At 72.4% G+C, this 17,502-nt stretch carries 14 protein-coding genes; 6 read left to right on the top strand and 8 right to left on the bottom strand.

Annotated elements, in window-relative coordinates; translation table 11 throughout:
• Positions 1-3: 3 nt before the first annotated feature.
• Together ACWED2_RS16600 and ACWED2_RS16595 are read right to left on the bottom strand one after the other, a co-directional pair.
• Entirely contained in the window at positions 4-996 is a 993-nt protein-coding gene (locus ACWED2_RS16600; protein ID WP_449691334.1) for an LLM class flavin-dependent oxidoreductase, read from the bottom strand.
• Positions 997-1,007: 11 nt separating this feature from the next.
• Entirely contained in the window at positions 1,008-2,540 is a 1,533-nt protein-coding gene (locus tag ACWED2_RS16595; protein WP_449691333.1) for an acyl-CoA synthetase, read from the bottom strand.
• Positions 2,541-2,656: 116 nt separating this feature from the next.
• Between ACWED2_RS16595 and ACWED2_RS16590 the strand changes: the two genes are divergently transcribed.
• Positions 2,657-3,274 (top strand): TetR family transcriptional regulator, encoded by a 618-nt coding sequence (locus ACWED2_RS16590; protein ID WP_449691332.1) that lies wholly within the window; start codon positions 2,657-2,659, stop codon positions 3,272-3,274.
• A gap of 69 nt (positions 3,275-3,343) precedes the next feature.
• On the opposite strand, the gene ACWED2_RS16585 is transcribed toward ACWED2_RS16590, so the two are convergent.
• A complete protein-coding gene (locus tag ACWED2_RS16585) occupies positions 3,344-4,090 on the bottom strand; it encodes an SDR family NAD(P)-dependent oxidoreductase (protein WP_449691331.1) in 747 nt (248 codons plus the stop codon).
• Between the two features lie 18 nt (positions 4,091-4,108).
• Positions 4,109-4,765, bottom strand: a complete 657-nt coding sequence (locus tag ACWED2_RS16580; protein WP_449691330.1) for a TetR/AcrR family transcriptional regulator — start codon at positions 4,763-4,765, stop codon at positions 4,109-4,111.
• A gap of 97 nt (positions 4,766-4,862) precedes the next feature.
• Between ACWED2_RS16580 and ACWED2_RS16575 the strand changes: the two genes are divergently transcribed.
• Positions 4,863-5,780: an NADP-dependent oxidoreductase gene (locus ACWED2_RS16575; protein WP_449691329.1), complete on the top strand. Its 918-nt coding sequence runs from the start codon at positions 4,863-4,865 to the stop codon at positions 5,778-5,780.
• 311 nt (positions 5,781-6,091) lie between these two features.
• Positions 6,092-7,288 (top strand): MFS transporter, encoded by a 1,197-nt coding sequence (locus ACWED2_RS16570; protein ID WP_449691328.1) that lies wholly within the window; start codon positions 6,092-6,094, stop codon positions 7,286-7,288.
• A 124-nt stretch (positions 7,289-7,412) separates the two neighbouring features.
• Here ACWED2_RS16570 and ACWED2_RS16565 read toward each other — a convergent pair whose 3' ends face one another.
• Positions 7,413-10,244: a helix-turn-helix transcriptional regulator gene (locus tag ACWED2_RS16565; RefSeq protein WP_449691327.1), complete on the bottom strand. Its 2,832-nt coding sequence runs from the start codon at positions 10,242-10,244 to the stop codon at positions 7,413-7,415.
• Positions 10,245-10,983: 739 nt separating this feature from the next.
• On the opposite strand from ACWED2_RS16565, the gene ACWED2_RS16560 reads away from it, so the two are divergent.
• A complete protein-coding gene (locus ACWED2_RS16560) occupies positions 10,984-11,985 on the top strand; it encodes an ABC transporter substrate-binding protein (RefSeq protein WP_449691326.1) in 1,002 nt (333 codons plus the stop codon).
• Positions 11,986-11,999: 14 nt separating this feature from the next.
• Here ACWED2_RS16560 and ACWED2_RS16555 read toward each other — a convergent pair whose 3' ends face one another.
• Positions 12,000-12,689: a TIGR03943 family putative permease subunit gene (locus ACWED2_RS16555; RefSeq protein WP_449691325.1), complete on the bottom strand. Its 690-nt coding sequence runs from the start codon at positions 12,687-12,689 to the stop codon at positions 12,000-12,002.
• Positions 12,686-13,681, bottom strand: a complete 996-nt coding sequence (locus tag ACWED2_RS16550) for a permease (protein ID WP_449691324.1) — start codon at positions 13,679-13,681, stop codon at positions 12,686-12,688. Before ACWED2_RS16550 ends, ACWED2_RS16555 begins: the two co-directional genes overlap by 4 nt.
• A 331-nt stretch (positions 13,682-14,012) precedes the next feature.
• Between ACWED2_RS16550 and ACWED2_RS16545 the strand changes: the two genes are divergently transcribed.
• A complete protein-coding gene (locus tag ACWED2_RS16545) occupies positions 14,013-15,935 on the top strand; it encodes a putative Ig domain-containing protein (RefSeq protein ID WP_449691323.1) in 1,923 nt (640 codons plus the stop codon).
• A gap of 53 nt (positions 15,936-15,988) precedes the next feature.
• Here ACWED2_RS16545 and ACWED2_RS16540 read toward each other — a convergent pair whose 3' ends face one another.
• Entirely contained in the window at positions 15,989-16,753 is a 765-nt protein-coding gene (locus tag ACWED2_RS16540; protein WP_449691322.1) for an SDR family NAD(P)-dependent oxidoreductase, read from the bottom strand.
• An 89-nt stretch (positions 16,754-16,842) separates the two neighbouring features.
• On the opposite strand from ACWED2_RS16540, the gene ACWED2_RS16535 reads away from it, so the two are divergent.
• Positions 16,843-17,496: a class II aldolase/adducin family protein gene (locus tag ACWED2_RS16535; RefSeq protein ID WP_449691321.1), complete on the top strand. Its 654-nt coding sequence runs from the start codon at positions 16,843-16,845 to the stop codon at positions 17,494-17,496.
• Positions 17,497-17,502: the final 6 nt, after the last annotated feature.

Below are 17,502 nucleotides of genomic sequence, written 5' to 3'. Positions count from 1 at the left end.
CTTTCACATCGCTTCGATCTTGGGGAGGATCTCTTCCTTCAGCCGCTTCATGTCGTCGAGCGTCTTGGCCACCGGGACGTCCTGGAAGGGCGGCCACAGGAACGGCATCGTGAGCCCCGCTTCCCGGTAGCGCTTGAGCTGGTCGGTGATCTGCGCCTGGGAGCCCACGAGCAGGTTGGTGCCCTTGCCGAGCGGGCTCTGGTCCATGTCCTGGTCGGTGATGACGAACCAGATCATGCTGGCGATCTCGAGGTCGTCGACCGAGCGCGGGGTGTCGAGGGCCGCCAGTTCGCGGTGGATTTCGGTGCGCCAGCGCCGGATGTCCTCGGGCGAGTCCTGGATGCCGATCCAGCCGGACAGGCCGTACTTCGCGATGCGGGCGGCCGAGCGTTTCGCGTCCTTGAGGCCGCTGAAGAAGATCGGCGGGTGCGGCTGCTGCACCGGCTTGGCGCCGAACCCGCTGCGCTGGAAGTCGGCGAACTCGCCGTGGTACTCGAACACGTCGTTGGTCCAGATGCCCTGCATGATCTCCAGGGTTTCCCGGACGTGCCGGTGTCGCTTGGGGAAGATGTGCGTCGCGCTCGCGGCGGCGAACTCCTCCGGCATCCAGCCGGACCCGACGGCCACGTTCAGCCGGCCACCCGAAAGGTGGTCGATGGTCGCGAGCTCGGCGGCGAGGACGCCGGGCGCGCGGTAGGGCGTGTCGATGATGCTCATCCCGATCCGCACCTTCGACGTCTTGGCCGCCAGCCACGGGATGAGCGGCATGCCCTGCAGGAACTCGCCGCGCGAGCTGACCGGCAGGCCCTTGGGGAAGCCCTCGATCATGCCGAAGGCGTACTGCATCTCCTGGGTGTCGGACGTCTCCGGGACGATGATCCGGTCGAGCGTCCAGACCGAGTCGAAGTCGAGGTCCTCGGCCAGCGCGGTGAGGTCCTCGAGCTCCCGCACGGTCACCTTGTCGCGGAAGTTCGGGAGGTAGAGCGCGAGTTTCATGGTGTTTCCCTTCAGCGGGTGGTGAGGGTCGTGCGGATCTCGGCCTTGAGGACCTTGCCGACGGTCGAGCGGGGCAGGTCCGGCCAGACTTCGATCTGCTTGGGTGCCTTGACGCTGCCGATGCGGTCCTTGACGAAGGCGATCAGCTCGCCGGTGTCCAGGTCGGCGCCGGGCCGGAGCTGGACGACGGCGGTGACGCGCTCGCCCCACTTCTCGTCGGGCAGGCCGACCACGGCGCAGTCGCGGACCGCGTCGTGGGCCAGCACCGCCTGTTCGACCTCGGCGGAGTAGACGTTGAACCCGCCGGTGATGACCATGTCCTTGGCGCGGTCGACGATGTGGAGGAAGCCTTCGCCGTCGAGGAACCCGATGTCGCCGGTGTGGTGCCAGCCGTGCGCGGAGGCTTCCGCGGTGGCTTCGGGATTGCGGTAGTAGCCGGCCATCACCAGCGATCCGCGCACGCAGATCTCGCCGCGTTCCCCTGGTGGCACGGTGTTTCCGTCGCCGTCCAGGATCGCGACGGTGACCAGCGGCGACGGCCGCCCGGCCGAGGCCAGCCGTCCGGTGTGGACGGTCCCGTCGGGCCGCCGGTGCTCGGCGGGCGACATCGTCGAGATCATCATCGGGGCCTCGGACTGGCCGAACAGCTGGGCCATCGGCCCGATCCGGTCGAGGGCTTCGGTCAGCCGGGCCGTCGACATCGGCGCCGCGCCGTACCAGAAGCACTGCAGCGACGAGAGATCCGTGCGGTCCAGGGCTTCGTGGCCGAGCACCAGGTAGATCAGCGTCGGCGGCAGGAACGTGTGGGTGACGCGGTGGCGTTCGATCAGCTCCAGGAACCGGCCGACGTCGGGCTTCGGCATGATCACGACCTCGCCACCGCGGGCGAGGACCGGGAAGCAGAGGACGCCGGCCGCGTGCGTCAGCGGGGCCAGGGCCAGGTAGACCGGGCGACCCTCGAACGGGTAACTCATCAGCGTGATCGCCGACATGACTTCGAGGTTGCGGCCGGTGAGCATGACGCCTTTGGGCCGCCCGGTCGTGCCGCCGGTCCCGACCAGGGCGACGACGTCGTCCGGTGGGTCGGCCACGGCCGGCAGGTCGTCGCGCGCGGCGTCGACCCAGGCGGCGAAACCGGGCGCGAAGCCGTCGCCGTCGCCGAGGCGGACGAGCGTGGTCAGCTTCGGCAGCCGCGGGGCGATCCGGCGGACCAGGTCCTCGAAGGCGGGCTGGAAGACCAGGGTGGCGCAGTCGAAGAGGTCCAGGAGCTCGGCGTTCTCGACGGCGGCGTTGCGCGGGTTGATCGGGCACCACACCGCACCCGCCCGGGAGATGCCGAAGACGCAGGTGAACGCGGTGGGGTCGTTGGCGGAGAGGATGCCGACCTTGTCCCCCGGGGCGACGCCGGAGCGCCGCAACGCGCGGGCGACGGCCTCGGCGAGCTCGACGACCTCGCCGTAGCACCGGGTGACCCCGTCGAGGGTCAGGCAGGGCGCCCCGGGGTCCAGCGAGGCGCCTTTCTCCAGGTAGAAGAACAGAGACATCGTCGTCCCTCCCGACTTCGCCGGCGGCTGGTGAAGACCATGACCGCCATTTGGACGAATGTCAAGATTTTCTTGGACGATTGGTCAGAAAACCGCCGGATGGTATCTTCGGACCCGTGACCAGCGCAGCCGCCGTGAGGCGCCGGACCCCAGCCGACAAGTTCGAGGACCGCCGCCGGGAACTGGCCGACGCGGCGCTCCTGGCGCTGGCCGACCTCGGCTACGCCCGCACCAGCCTGCGCACGATCGCCGAGCACACGAAGTTCTCCCACGGGCTGCTGCACTACTACTTCGCCGACAAGGTCGAGCTGATCACCTACTGCGTGCGGCGCTACAAGGCCGCCTGCGTACAGCGCTACGAAGGCGGCGTCGGCGAGGCGGCCTCCCCGGCCGAGCTGGCGGCTGCCTGCGCGGACGGTCTCGCAACCGCCCTCGGCGAGGCGCCCCTCCTGCACCGCATGTGGTACGACCTGCGCACGCAGTCCCTGTTCGAGCCGGCGTTCCGCGAAGACGTCGCCGAGATCGACGACAGCCTCCGGGACATGATCTGGCGCAACGTGAGCGCGTACGCCGAGCTCGCGCAGAGCCGGCCGACCTGCTCCGCGGCCGACGCGTACGCCTTGTTCGACGGGCTGTTCCAGCAGGCGCTGCTGCGCCACCTCGCCGGCGAGGAAACGGCACTCGACGACCTCCGGCGCGGGGTGCGGGAGCTGTTCCCCCGCCTGGTCGGCTGACCGCGGCCGGGCTTCGCCCGAGACGTCGCCGTACCCCAGCTGCTGGACGGCGGCGCGGGGCCGGTGCCGTCACGAACCCTCTACTGTGGACTCTCCGGCCAGCCGTATTCCGGTGACACCGGCCAGGGTTTCGAGCAGCCGGTCCTGGAACCGGTGGTTCGGTACCGCGGGGTGCGGCCGCACGCGGCGCTGGTGGTGCCAGTAACCACCGGAGCTGCGCGCGTCCGGCTCGTCGCCGGTGGCGAGCCACTCCTGGGTGAGGTGCCCGAGCCGGAGGTCGTCGGGCGCGTCGGGGCCGCCCATCTTCGTCGGCACCCAGCCCGGGTCGACCGCGTTGGCGGCCACATCGGGCCAGAGCCGCGCGACGGCCGCGGCCAAGGTGGTGACGAACAACTTGCTCTCCGGGTAGGAACCGGGCCGGTGGCCGGCCCAGTCGAGGCCGGTCAGCTTCGGCCAGCCGCGGAAGTGCTCGCCGCTGCTGAGGTAGACCAGCCGTTGCGGGCGGTCGACGAGCGCGGTGAGCAGGTAGGGCGCGACCACGTTCACCGGCAGGACCGCGGGCCCGGTGTAGACGCCGGCGTTGTGGATCACGGCGTCCATCCGCCCGAGCCGGTTCACCCGCTCGGCGAGGTCCCGCACCTGAGCCGCGTCGGCGAGATCCGCGACGACGGCCTCCGCGCCCCGGAGATCACGCACGGCGTCGAGACGCTCCTCGTTCCGGACGTGGACGACGACCTCGTGCCCGTCGCCGAGCAGGGTGCGGGCCGCCGCCAGGCCGAGGCCGTCGGCGGAGCCGGTGATGAAGATGCGGGCCATGCGGGGACCTCCGGTCGGTCACGGTTCGGCGGGCCGCCCGAAGCGGGTCATCGCGCGGAAGAGGTCGGCGGGGTCCGGGGCGTCGGGCAGCGCGGGGAGCGGGGCCCCGGGAACGGCGAACGCGCGCAGCAGGTGCCCGGTGAGCCGGCGCCACGTCCCGGGCGCGTCGTCCGCCGTGGCGGCGATGACGCCGGCGTTGGCCATCAGCAGGACGACGAGGTCCTCGGCCGTGAAGTCCGCCCGGAGGTGCCCGGTGCCCTTGGCGCGGCGGATGAGTTTGCGGAATCCCCGGTAGGCCTCGGCGCGGCGGGCTTCGAGCTCTTCGGCGGCCGGGAAGCTCATGGCGAGCACGGCGGCGAAGCCGCGGTCCGCGGCCTGCATCGCGCAGATGGACTCGAGGTAGCCGGTGAAGCCGTGCCAGGGGTCCGGGTCGGCCAGCGCCTCGGCGATGGCGGCGGCGTAGCCGTCCATGCGGTCGGCGAACACGGCGCTGATCAGCTCCTCGCGGGTGGCGAAGCGCCGGGAAAGCGTCGCCTTGCCGACCCCGGCCTCGCGGGCGACCGACGCCATGGAAACCCCGAGTCCTTCGGTCGCGTAGAGCCGGCGGGCCGCGGCCATGATGCGTTCGCGGTTGCGTTCGGCGTCCGCGCGCAACGCGGTTTCGCACTGCGTCATGCCCCCACCCTATCAAGTGGAACGAGCTACCCACTTGTCTGCTACGGTGAATCCAGGAACTGGGTAGGCCGTTCCACTTATTCCGAAGGTGACCCCCATGCGTGCTGCGACACTGGAATCCGTCCCCGCCACCCCCGCCGTGACCGAGGTCGGGCGACCGCGCCCGGAAGCGGGTGAACTGCTGGTGCGGGTGGCCGCGTCCTCGGTCAACGGCTTCGACGCCGCCACCGCCGCCGGCTACCTGCGGGGGATGCTGGAACACCGGTTCCCGCTGGTGCCGGGCAAGGACTTCGCGGGAACGGTCGAAGCGCTCGGCGAAGGCGCCGAGGGGTTCGCCGTCGGCGACGCGGTCTTCGGCGTGGTGATGAAGCCCTTCCTGGGCACCGGCTCGCTGGCCGAGTACGTCACCGTGTCGGCGGCCTACGGCGTGGCGCTCCGCCCGGCGGAGCTGGACGTGCGCGAAGCCGGGGCGCTGGGCCTGGCGGGCACGGCCGCGCTCGACGCACTGAACGCGGTGGGCGTCGCGAAGGACGACACGGTGCTGATCTCCGGGGCCACCGGCGGTGTCGGCGCGTTGGCGGTGCAGCTCGCGGCGGCGCGGGGCGCGCGGGTCATCGCCACCGCCCGTCCCGGCGCGGAAGCCGGGTTCGTCACCGGTCTGGCCGCGGTCGAGGTCGTCGACTTCGCCGGCGACCTCCCGGCCCAGGTGCGGGCGCTCGCACCGGAGGGCGTGGACGCGGTGCTGCACCTGGCCGGCGACGGCGACCGGCTGGCGAGCCTGCTGCGTCCGAACGGCCGGTTCGCTTCCACCCTCGGCGTCACGCCGGAAGGCGTCACCGCCGTCTCGGTGCTGGCCGACCCGAACCCGCGAACCCTGGCACGCCTCGCCGCCGAGGCCGCCTCGGGCGCGTTGCGGATCCCGGTCACCGCCACCTATCCCCTCGACCGCGTCGGCGAGGCGTTCGCCGCGTTCGGCGCGGGCGCGCTCGGCAAGATCGCCGTCACCCACTCCTGACCGGGCCGCCGTGGTGATCGACAGTGACGACACTTCCGTCCCCGGCTCGACCACTGCGCCGACCGAGGAGTTTTCGCCCCGCCACCGGGATTCCGCGGCACGGACCGTGATCGGATCGGCCGCGTCTCGCCCGGCGGACGTGGCCGTCCGTGCTGATGCACGCCCGTTCGCAGGCCCATCGGAACGGACATATCCGTTGAAGGGCAACAAAAGCTCGTTCATCCGTCAGGTGACGGATGTCTGCGGCGCGCGTACCGCGAAACATTGTTCTACGGAGTAGAACGCTCCGGCCTCGAGTCCGAGGAGGAGCGATGTCGCGTGCTACCACCACCGTCTCCACTCTGGTCATCTTCGTTCTCGCACTGAACCTCCGGCCGGCCGTCACCAGCCTCGGCGCGGCGCTGCCGGACATCTCCGTCGCCGGCGGTCTCGTCGCCGCGGTGCTCGTCGCCCTGCCGCTGTGGGCCATCGGCCTCGGCGGCTGGGCGACGCCGTGGCTGTGCGGCCGGGTGGGGACGCACCGGACCGTCACCGTGGCTCTCATCGGGCTGGTGCTGTCGCTGGCCGGGCGGGTGCTCGGGGGCTCGGTGGAGCTCCTGATCGGGACGGCGCTGGCGTGCCTGTCCATCGCCGTGCTCGGCACCATGTTGCCGTTGCTGGCCCAGGGTTCCGCCGCCTTCACGTTCGGGCTCGGGGTCGGCAGCACGGCGGGCGCACTGGTCACGCCCACGGCGGTCATGTCGTCGTCGTGGCGGGTCGCCCTCGGTGTGTGGGCGGGCACGGCGCTGCTGGCCCAGCAGGTGTGGCAGCGCACCCCGGGCGAGTTCGTGTCGCCGCGGACCGCCCCGGGCGCGGTGCGGGCCTCGGCGTTGACCATCCACTTCGGACTCATCTCGACGGTGACGTTCCTGGTGATGGGGTGGCTGCCGGGGATCCTGCGCAGCGCGGGCGTCCCCTCGACGACGGCGGGGGCGTGCCTCGCGCTGTCGATGGCCATGGGGTTGCCGATGATGTGGCTGGTGCCGGGCTGGACCCGCCGCTGGCGCAACCAGACCCTGCTGGTCGTCGTCCTGGCCACGCCCAACGTGATCGGGGTGACGGGCCTGCTCCTGGCACCCGCGGCCGCGCCCTGGCTGTGGGCCGCGGCGACCGGCGCGGGCATGGGCGCGCTCGCGTTCGCCCTGACCACCATTTCGTTGCGCAGCAAGGACAGCTCGGTGGCGTTGTCCGCGGTGGTCCAGGGCGTGGGGTACGTCATCGCCGGCTTCGGGGTGCTGGTCTGCGGCTGGCTGCACACGGGCACGGGCGCCTGGCGGACGCCGCTGATGCTGGTGCTGGCGGTGCTGATCGGCCAGATGGTCAGCGGGCACATCGCGGTGTTCCGCCGGGTCCCGACCCCGGCGCCGGCACCGTCATCGGCACCGTCACCAGCGCCGGCACCGGAGCCGGCGACCACCCCACCGGTCGTCGTGCACCCCCAGGACGACGCCCCGGAGGTCGCTGCCTGATCCGGCGCGCGGGCCCGCTGTCCCGGCGATCCGGGCAGTGGGCCGGCGGGTCGCGTGCGTACCCGAAGGGCCGGCTCGCGTACCCGGAACCCGAAGAGCCGGTTGGCTCGTACGGGGGCGCGGCTCAGCCGGAGGCGGACTGGTGCCGGGCCGCTTCCCGCGCGATGTCGATGCGCGAATGCACCCCCAGCTTGGTCAGGATGTGCGAGACGTGGGTGCCGACCGTCCGCGGGGACAGGTACAGGCGGGCCGCGATCTGCGGGTTCGACATGCCTTCGACCACCAGCGCGGCGATCCGGCCCTCGGTCGGGGTGAGGCTGTCCCAGCCGTGCGTGGCCTGGCGGTGCTTCACCTTCGGCCCGCGGCGGATGCCGAGTGCCCGGAACAGGGCGCGCAGCCGCGCCACGTCCCATTGCGCGTCCAGTTCCGCGTAGAGGTCGATGGCGTGGATGAAAGCGGCCCGTGCCGAACCACGGTCTTCGACGCGGGCTTCGGCGAAGGCGATCGCGGCCGCTTCCAGGGCCTTGGCCCGGGACAGCGGGCGGCCCGCGTCGGCGTAGCCGTCGGCGGCTCGCAGCAGCATCGTCCCGTCGCGCTCGAGCAGGCCCCGGCAGTACAGGGCCAGCGCGCGGCGGTGCGGCACGGCGGATTCGGCGGCGATCCCGCGCGCCCGCGCCTCGATCTCGGCCGCCGTCCGCACATCGCCGATGGCCATCGCCAGCCGGGTCGCGTCGCCCAGCCGCTCCTCCCCCGCGTCTTCGCCGGCCGGCACGGCGGTCAGCACGGCGAGCGCCCGCTCCGGCGCGCCGGCGTGCTCGAAGGCGAGGCTGCGGGCCCGGACCAGGGATTCCACCACCTCGTCGCCGGCCTGTTCCGAATGCCGCGCGGCGACGTCGAGGTGGTGCTGGGCCGCGGCCGTCTCGTCGCGGTGGAGGTGGATGATCGCGGCGACGCCGTGGTCGCAGCACACCACGCCCGGGTCCTTCTGGTCGTCCGGCACGACGTCCACCTCGGCCAGCGCGTCGTCCCACCGGCCGGCACCCAGCATCAGCTGCCCGATCGCGCTCTGGACCTGGGTCAGCCGGGCCTCGCTGCCGGTGCGCTCGGCCAGCTCGCGCGCCTGCCCGGCGGCGGTGAGCGCGTCGGCGTACCGGTCGAGCGCGCCGTAGGTGACCGACTGGTTGATCCGCAGCAGCAGGGTGAGCTCGATCAACGTCGGATCGCCGCGCACGACGGCGATCGCGCGCTCGAACAGCGGCAGCGCGGCAGCCCACTCGCCGCGCGCCATCGAGCCCTGGCTCAGCACGTGCAGCGCCCAGCCCGTCGCCCAGCGGTCCTCGTCCGAGCCGAGCTCGGCCAGCGCCGCGGAAGCGGCCCGGCCCGCGGAGTCGACTTCGCCGAGGACGCGCCGGATCCGCGCGATGAGCACCAGCAGCCGGGCCCGGTGCCGGGCCTCGAGCCCCGGCTGGTTCAGCGCCTCGTTGAGCGCGGGCAGCGACTCTGCGGCGCGGCCGGCCGTCCCGCGGCTCTGCACGAGTGTCGTGTGCAGGTCGACGCGCACGTCGGGGTCGCGGACGCGGTCCAAGGCGCGCAGGGCGATCCGCTCGGCCTGGGCCACGTTGCCCACCCGGTAGTAGGCGTCGGCCAGCCGGCAGGCCAGCGCGCCGGTCACCGCGTCGTCGAGCGGCGCGTCCCGCACCGCCCGGCGCAGCAGCGCGACGGCGGCCACGGGTGCCTGGCCGATCAACGGCATGGCCACCTTCAGCAGCCATCGCACGGCCCAGTCCGGGACCGGCATGCGAGTGTCCGTTGTGGACACCATGGGCAGCAGCTGCCGCGCCACCCGCTCGACCGGGGCGCTCGCCTCGGCCAGCGCCAAGGCGGCGGACTGGTGCCAGGCGACCCGGACCGCCGTCGGCATTTCGTCGTACAGCGCCGTGCGGATCAACGGGTGCCGGAACTCCAGGTCGTCGCCCGCCGCCACCAGCACGCCGGCGGCGCGGGCCTCGTCGAGGGCGGGCAGCAGCTCGGCGAGCGAGGAGTTCGTGACGGTCATCAGGTCCGCGACCGAGAAGCCGACCCCGAGCAGCGCCGCCGTCCGCAGCACTTCCCGCGCCGGCTCCGTGAGGAAGCCGAGCCGGTCCGCGATCGCCTCCGGCAGGGAGTCCGGCGTGGCCGCGCCGGTCAGCTCCGCGATGCCCGCGGGGTCGACCTCCAGGCACGAGCTCCTGGTCAGCGCGTCGAGGAGTTCGGTGAGGTACAACGGATTCCCGGCCGCCCCGGCGGCCAGCTCCTCCAGCCGGGCGCCCGGCTTGCCGCCGGCCAGCGCGGCCACCAGTTCGAGCACCGCCGGTTCGGCGAGCCTGCCCAGCCGCAGCCGCTCGGCGGGCCGGACGATCCGGAAGAGCGAGCGCAGGTCGTCGCGGCGCGGAACCGGGCGCAGCACGCCGATCAGCAGCAGCGGGAGCTGCCGGACCGAGCGGGCGAGCCGGCTCCACACCGCCACCGTCGTGCTGTCGGCCCACTGCAGCTCGTCGACGACCAGCACCGCCGGGCCGTCCTGGCAGAGCTGGTCCACCAGCGCGATCAGCTGTTCGGCGGCCGCGGCGGCGAGGTCGGCCCCCTTGCCCGCCACGGCTCCGCCGCCCAGCAGCTCGGAAACGGCGTCACGACGGGGATCCCGCGTGACCGGCGTGATCTCCAGCGCGTCCAGGAGCGGCAGCAGCGGCAGGGCCTGCCCGAGTTCGTCGCCGGCGCCCCAGAACACCTGGCAGCCCGCATCGGTGGCGGCCGCGCAGGCGGACCGGACCAGCGCCGACTTGCCTATCCCGGGCTCGCCGTCGACCAGGACGGCGCGGCCGCGACCCGCGGCGACGTCCCGGATCCAAGCCACCAGCCGGGACAGCTCGCTGTCCCGGCCGACCAGCAGCTCGGTACCCTCCGTAAGCGGGCGCACACCGGGGATTTTAGAAGTAAAACCGGTTATCCAACAAGAGGCGCGGTTGGCCACCGCGGAACGACGGCCGGTGATCGCCCGTTCCCGGCGGGGAAACCTCCCATTCGGCAACCGCACCGATTCGTGATCCGGCCGTGATTCACGCACCCGGCTCCGGGCGATCTCCCGCCAGTCGCCCGCGCCCCGCGGCCGGCTCCGCGCACCCGGACAAGCACCGGGTCCGGCGGTCCAGGACGGGACGAATGCGTTGCGGCGCAGCCGGATCGACGCCGCATCCACGGAAGGAAACGCCTTCCGCCTCCGGCTACTCTCCGTCAGCAGGGCTGGGGTGTCGACGAGTTCGACGGCCCGCGCACCAATACCTGCCTTCGCAGACAACTCGGCGAATACCCGCGGACCCGTGTCATTTCCGGGAAGCAACTACACCCGGTTCGCCGTCCTGGATATGGCGGCCGATCCGTTGTTTTCCGCCTTGCCGGGTGCCCTCGGGCCACGTTTTTCGCACTCGGCGGACACCTTCGTCGAGCCTCGCGCCGAGTGACGTGGCGATCGACAGCGCGGCAAGATCGTCGATCTAGTATTCATGCGGCCATTCTGGTGAAATACCGGATCCGGCGCCATCACGCATTGTCAAGGGCCGGCGGGGTCCCTACAGTGGCCCGCCTGACGCCGGGGAGTGAATCACGGACCTTCCTTGGAGCCGGTACCTCAACTGTCATCTCCCTCGAGGAGCAAGACCTTGTTCGGAATAGTCAGGAACAGTGCCCGTGTTCGTGCTGCGCTCGCGCTCGCGGTCGTCACGGTCGTAACCGGTTGCGGCGCACTCGGCGCCACCGGCTCCAGCGCCTCGTCGGGCGGCGGCGGGCCGGAGAAGCCGACGCTGAAGGTTTCGATCCTGCCCACCACCGACCTCGCCCCGTTCTGGCTCGCCCAGGACGAAGGCTACTTCCGGGCCGAGGGCCTCACCGTCGAGTCCGTCATCGCCGCCAGCGGCCAGGCCTCGTTGACGAAGTCGATCTCGGGCGACGTCGACATCGCGTTCTCGACCTACCCGCCGTTCTTCACTGCCCGCAGCTCCGGCGCCGCCGACATGCAGCTGGTCGCCGACGCGACTTCGGTCAACGCGAAGTCCAACGCGATCGTCACGGTCCCGAATTCGCCGGTCAAAACAATCACCGACCTGGCCACCGCGAAGATCGCCATCACGGCCAAGAACACCGCGTCGGACCTTCTCACCCGTTCGATCATGCAGGACCACAACGTCGATTTCAGCAAGGTGAAATGGGTGCTGATCGCGCTGCCCAACATCGCCGCGGCGTTGCAGCAGGGCGAGGCCGATGCCGCGTACCTGCCGGAGCCGTACATCACGCAGGCCGCCAAGACGGCCGGCGCGATCCCGGTGATCGACATCAACTCCGGGGCGACCCAGGACTTCCCGCTCACCGGCTACGGCGCGACGCGGAAGTGGGTGAAGGAGAACCCGAAGACGCTGGCCGCGTTCCAGCGGGCGATGCAGAAGGCGACCCACGACGCCCTGTTCGACCGCGCCAAGGTCGAGCCGCTGCTGGTGCGGTTCGCCAAGATCGACGAGGACACCGCCAAGCTGCTCACCCTGCCCGGCTACGGCTCGGTCCTGGATTCCCGGCGCCTGCAACGGGTCCCGGACCTGCTGCTGCAGCTCGGCGCCATCCCGTCGCCGATCGACGTCAACTCGATGATCGGCCCGCAGGCGGGCAGATGACCGGGTGACGGCCGTCAGCCGAGGCTTTCGTAGGGGTCGGCCGGTGGTGCCACCGGCCGGGCCCGGCCGACGTCGAAGAACGGGATGGCGCCGCCGTTGACCGGGTCCGTGGCCCGCTCGGCGGTGTACCCGCCGGTGACCTCCAGCCACGAATCCGGTTGGAGCACCGGCGGAACCCGGCCGCTCAGGCCGACCTTCACCGGCTGGGCGTCGGCCGCGCAGCAGTTGAGGAGCATCCGGACCAGGTACGGTGTGCCGCCGTGGTCGAAGGCCACGAACCCGGTGATCGTGACGGTCCGGCCGGCCAGGGACCGGCCGTGGTCGTAGACCGCGCGGTCCGCGTAGTCGATCACCGTGAGGCGGACGGGATTGCCGTCCGGGAGCGGGGTGAGGATCCGCGGCGCCGTCACCGCCGTGCCGGCGCGCATCGCGCTGTAGGAACCCAACGCCGGGGGCGCGGCGAGGATCAGCGCGAACACCGGCAGCACCAGCAGCCACGAAACGCGGGGCGCCGGGTGCCCGCCCGGGCGCCGCCGCGCGTACCAGACGGTCGCGGCGGCCGCGACCACCAGCACCGCGCCCGCGGCCAGCACCAGCGGCTGCAGGCCGGCCTTGACGTACCGCAGGTACAGCCCGGTGACGCCGGCGTGGAGCAGGACGCCGCCGACGAGGAACAGCAGGATCGCCTGCACGGTCCGGTTCACAGCAGCGCCGCCCCGGTCAGGGCCGCGGCCACCACGGCCACGACGAAGGTCGCCGGCGCGAACCGCAGCGCGAACCCGCGGCCGAACGTGGCGGCCTGCATGCCGAACAGCTTGAGGTCGATCATCGGGCCGACCACCAGGAACGCCAGCCGCGCCGTGGGCGAGAACTGCGTCAGCGACGAGGCGACGAACGCGTCGGCCTCCGAACAGATGGACAGCAGCACCGCGAGGGCCGACAGGGCGAGCACGGCCACGACCGGATCGCCGGCCGCGGCGTGCAGCCAGGCCGCGGGCACCACGGCCTTGAGCGTCGCCGCGGCCATCGCACCGCCGACGAGGAACCCGCCCGCGTGCAGCACGTCGTGGCGCACCGATCCCCAGAACGCCGCGCCCTTGGTCCCGCCGTCACCGTGGTCGTGCGCGCGGGGCCGCAGCCAGTCCGGACGGCCGAGCCGCTGCCACAGCCAGCCCATCACGCACGACGCCGCGAGACTCGCGGCGAACCGGGCGACGACCATCCGCGGCTGCCCGGGGAACGCCACCGCCGTCGCCGTCAGCACCACCGGGTTGATCGCCGGCGCCGACAGCAGGAACGCCACCGCGGCCGACGGGCTCACGCCGCCGCGCACCAGCGCGCCGGCCACCGGCACCGACGCGCATTCGCAGCCGGGCAGCACCGCGCCGGCCAGCCCGGCGGCCGGCACCGCCAGCGACGGCCGTTTCGGCAGCACGCGCGTGAAGAACGACGGCGGCACGAAGACCGCGAGCCCGGCCGAAAGCAGCACACCCAAGACGAGGAAGGGCAGCGCCTGCACGACCACCGCCACGAACACCGTCATCCAGCTCTGCATGACCGGAGTGGACAGCAGCCGCCGAACCGGGCCCTGTGCCACGAAGCCGACCAACAGGACCAACGTCAGGAGGAGGACGGGATCGACGTTCCAGCCCGGCTGTTCGCCCGGTTCCCGGCGGCGTTCCTCGATGGCAGTCACCAGCTGGTCTCCCGTACTTCCGCTCCACACCCGTTCGTCTATACGGGCCGCACGGCCGTACGGTTCACTTCGGTGGGGGTCACCGCGGCCACCCCGACGAAAGTCGCGGGCGGTTCACGACGAAAGTCGGACGGACGCCGCCGCCGATTCGTCCCGATCGGCGGTGAACGGCACGACCTGGCCGGTTGGTCCGCGGGCCATTCGGCGCAACCACCGCCCGCGCGCCCGGCACCGATCATTTCGCCCCCCTTCGGAACCGGCCGGCGGACTGTATAAACAGGACACCCATGGGGCCCCACCACTTCGCAGCAGCTTCTCCCAGGAGTGATCCATGCGCCGAAGAGTCCTCGCCGTAGCCGGTTTCGCGGCCTTGGCCTTGACCGTCCCCGCCCTGCCCGCCACCGCGCTCCCCGCCTCCGCGGCGGCGGTCCACCCGACCGCACGCGTCTGCGCCCAGGCCGTGAAGCCCGGTATGGCAACGTGTTTCGCCGAACGCCAGACCGACACCATGCACGCCGCCCTCGCGCCGGACGCCCTGCCGAGCGGGTTCGGCCCGTCCTCGCTGCGCTCCGCGTACAACCTCACCGCGAGCGGCAGCGCGTCGGCGACAGTGGCCATTGTGGACTCCAACGACGATCCCGACGCCGAAGCCGACCTCGCCACCTACCGGTCGACCTACGGCCTGCCCGCCTGCACGACGGCGAACGGCTGTTTCAAGAAGGTCAACGAGAACGGGCAGGCCAGTCCGCTGCCGGCCGCCGACAGCGGCTGGGCCGGCGAGATCTCCCTCGACGTCGACATGGTCTCGGCGATCTGCCCCGGCTGCCACATCCTGCTCGTCGAAGCGGACCAGGCGAGCATGGCCGACCTCGGCACCGCGGTGAACACCGCCGTCTCGCTGGGCGCCAAGTACGTCTCCAACAGCTACGGCGGCGGTGAGGACGGCAGCGAACCGGGTTACGACACCAGCTACTTCCACCACCCCGGCGTCGCGATCACCGCGAGCACCGGCGACAACGGCTACGGCATCAGCTACCCGGCGTCGTCGCAGTACGTCACCGCGGTCGGCGGCACGTCGCTCACCCAGGGCGGCGGCACCCGCGGCTGGACCGAAACGGCCTGGAGCGGCGCGGGCAGCGGCTGCTCGACCAGCGTGGCCAAGCCGGCGTTCCAGAACGTCACGACGGGCTGCGGCAAGCGCGCCAACGCCGACGTCTCCGCGGTCGCCGACCCGCAGACCGGTGTGGCGGTCTACCAGACCTACGGCGGCAGCGGCTGGGCCGTCTACGGCGGGACCAGCGCGTCCTCGCCGATCATCGCCTCGGTCTACGCGCTCGCCGGCACGCCCGGCGCGTCCGACACGCCCGCCGCCTACCCGTACGCCCACGCCGGCAGCCTCAACGACGTCACCTCGGGCAGCAACGGCAGCTGCTCGACGGCGGTGCAGTGCAAGGCGGGTGCGGGCTGGGACGGCCCGACCGGGCTCGGCACCCCGAACGGCACCGCGGCGTTCACGGCCGGCCCGACATCCGGCGGCGTCACGGCGGCGAACCCGGGCAGCCAGACCGGAGCCGTCGGAACGGCGGCGAGCCTGCAGCTGTCGGCGTCCGGCGGCAGCGGCGGCTACACCTGGACCGCCACCGGGTTGCCCGCCGGGCTGTCGATCAGCGCGTCCGGCCTGATCTCCGGGACGCCGGCAACGGCGGGAACGTACTCGGTGACCGCGACGGCGAAGGACTCTTCGGGCGCCACCGGCAGCACGGCGTTCTCGTGGACCGTCACCTCCTCGGGCGGCGGCAGCTGCGCGGGCCAGAAGCTGGCCAACCCGGGCTTCGAAAGCGGCGCCACGGCCTGGACCGCGACCAGCGGCGTGATCACCACGGCCACCGGCGGTGAGACCCCGCGTTCCGGGACGTACTTCGCCTACCTCGACGGCTACGGCAGCGCGCACACGGACACGCTTTCGCAGTCGGTCACGATCCCGGCGGGCTGCCACGCGTCGCTCAGCTACTCCCTGCACGTGGACACGGCCGAGACCACGACGTCGACGCAGTACGACAAGCTGACGGTCAAGGCGGGTCCGACGACGCTGGCGACGTATTCCAACCTCGACAAGGGCACCGGCTACCAGCAGCGCACGGTCGACGTCTCGGCGTTCGCCGGGCAGACGGTGACGCTGACCTTCACCGGCACCGAGGACTCGTCGCTGCAGACGTCGTTCTGCCTCGACGACACCGCGCTGACGGTGAGCTGAACAAGGCGCCGGGAAGGCCGCCCGCGGGTGGCCCTCCCGGCGCCGAGCGGGTGTCAGCCGGCCAGTTTTCTCAGCACCGCGCCGGAGACCGGGGCCGGCAGCGCCCGCAGCACGCGGACCAGCGCGGACGTCGTCCACGGGAAGGCCGCGTGGGCGGGTTCCCGCCGCAGCGCCCGGACCACGTGCCGGGCCGCCTGCCGCTCGCTGATCTGGAAGGGCTTCGGCAGCCCGTCGGCCCGGACGCGCGCGGTGGCCACGAAGCCGGGGTACAGCGAGGTGAAGCGGATTCCCTCCGGCGCCAGCTCGACCCGGGCCGCGTCGATCAGCGTGCGCACCGCGGCCTTCGCGGCCGAATACGGGCCTTGCCGCGGAATGCCCATCAGCCCGGCCAGCGAATTCGTCTGGGCGATCAGGCCGCCGCCCTGCCGGCGCAGCTGCGCGATGAGCGGGACGAGGTAGTTCACCGTGACGTCGTAGTTCAGCGCCATCACCCGGGCGACGTCCTCGACCCCGACCTCGGCCATGGCCATGTCCGGCCCCTGGCCCACGTTGAGCAGCGCGATGTCCACCGCGCCGAACTCCGCCACCACCCGCCGCACCACCGCGGCCGCGGCCGCGGGGTCGAGGGCGTCGGCCACGAGGTCGAGGCAGGGGCTCCCCGCCGCGCGGACGTCGGCGGCCACGGCCGCGAGCTCCGCCGCCCGCCGGGCCACCACGGCCACCCGGTTGCCGTGGCCGGCGAGGTCGCGGGCCACCTGGGCGCCGATGCCCGAGGACGCCCCGACGACCAGGATCGTCCGGTTCACCAGTTTCGCCATCCCGCTCCCTCGTGCCGGATCCGATGATCAGCCCCGGTTCCGAAAAACCTGAACGTGACTTTGTTTCATGTTTAGCCTACGCTGAGCCGATGACACCAGGGACAGGGCTCCTGCAGGCCGAGCGGCAGGCCGTGGTCGCGGCTTGCCACGACCTGGCCGCGGCCGGGCTGCTGATCGGCGCCTCCGGCAACGTGAGCGTGCGGGCCGGCGAGCACGTCGCGGTGACCGCGACCGGCGTCGTGCTCGGGCGGGCCACGCCGGAGGACGTCACCGTCGTCGACCTCGACGGGACCGTCGTCGCCGGCGAGCTCGCGCCGACGTCGGAACTGGAGCTGCACCTGGGGATCTACCGCCGCTGGAGCACCGGTGCGGTGGTGCACACGCACTCGCCGCAGGCGACCGCGGTGTCCCTCGTGCTCGACGAACTCCCGTGCGTGCACTACCAGCAGCTCCTGCTGGGCGGGGCCGTGCGGGTCGCGCCGTTCGCCGTCTTCGGCAGCGACGAGCTGGCCGAGCACGTGTGGACCGCGCTGGAAGGCAAGACGGCGGCGCTGATGGCCAACCACGGCGCCGTCGTGCACGGCCCCACGTTGAAGGCGGCGGTGGACAACGCCCTGCTGCTCGAGTGGGCCTGCGAGCTCTACCGGAACGCCGCGGCCATCGGCACCCCCCGCGTGCTGGACACCGCCCAGCAGACCGCGGTGATCGAAGCCGCCCTGCGGCACGGCTACGGCCGCACCTGACGGATC

The sequence above is a fragment of the Amycolatopsis sp. NPDC005003 genome (assembly GCF_053600695.1).
The sequence above is the reverse complement of the archived record's forward strand: the minus strand, read 5'-3'. Positions and strand labels throughout refer to the sequence as shown.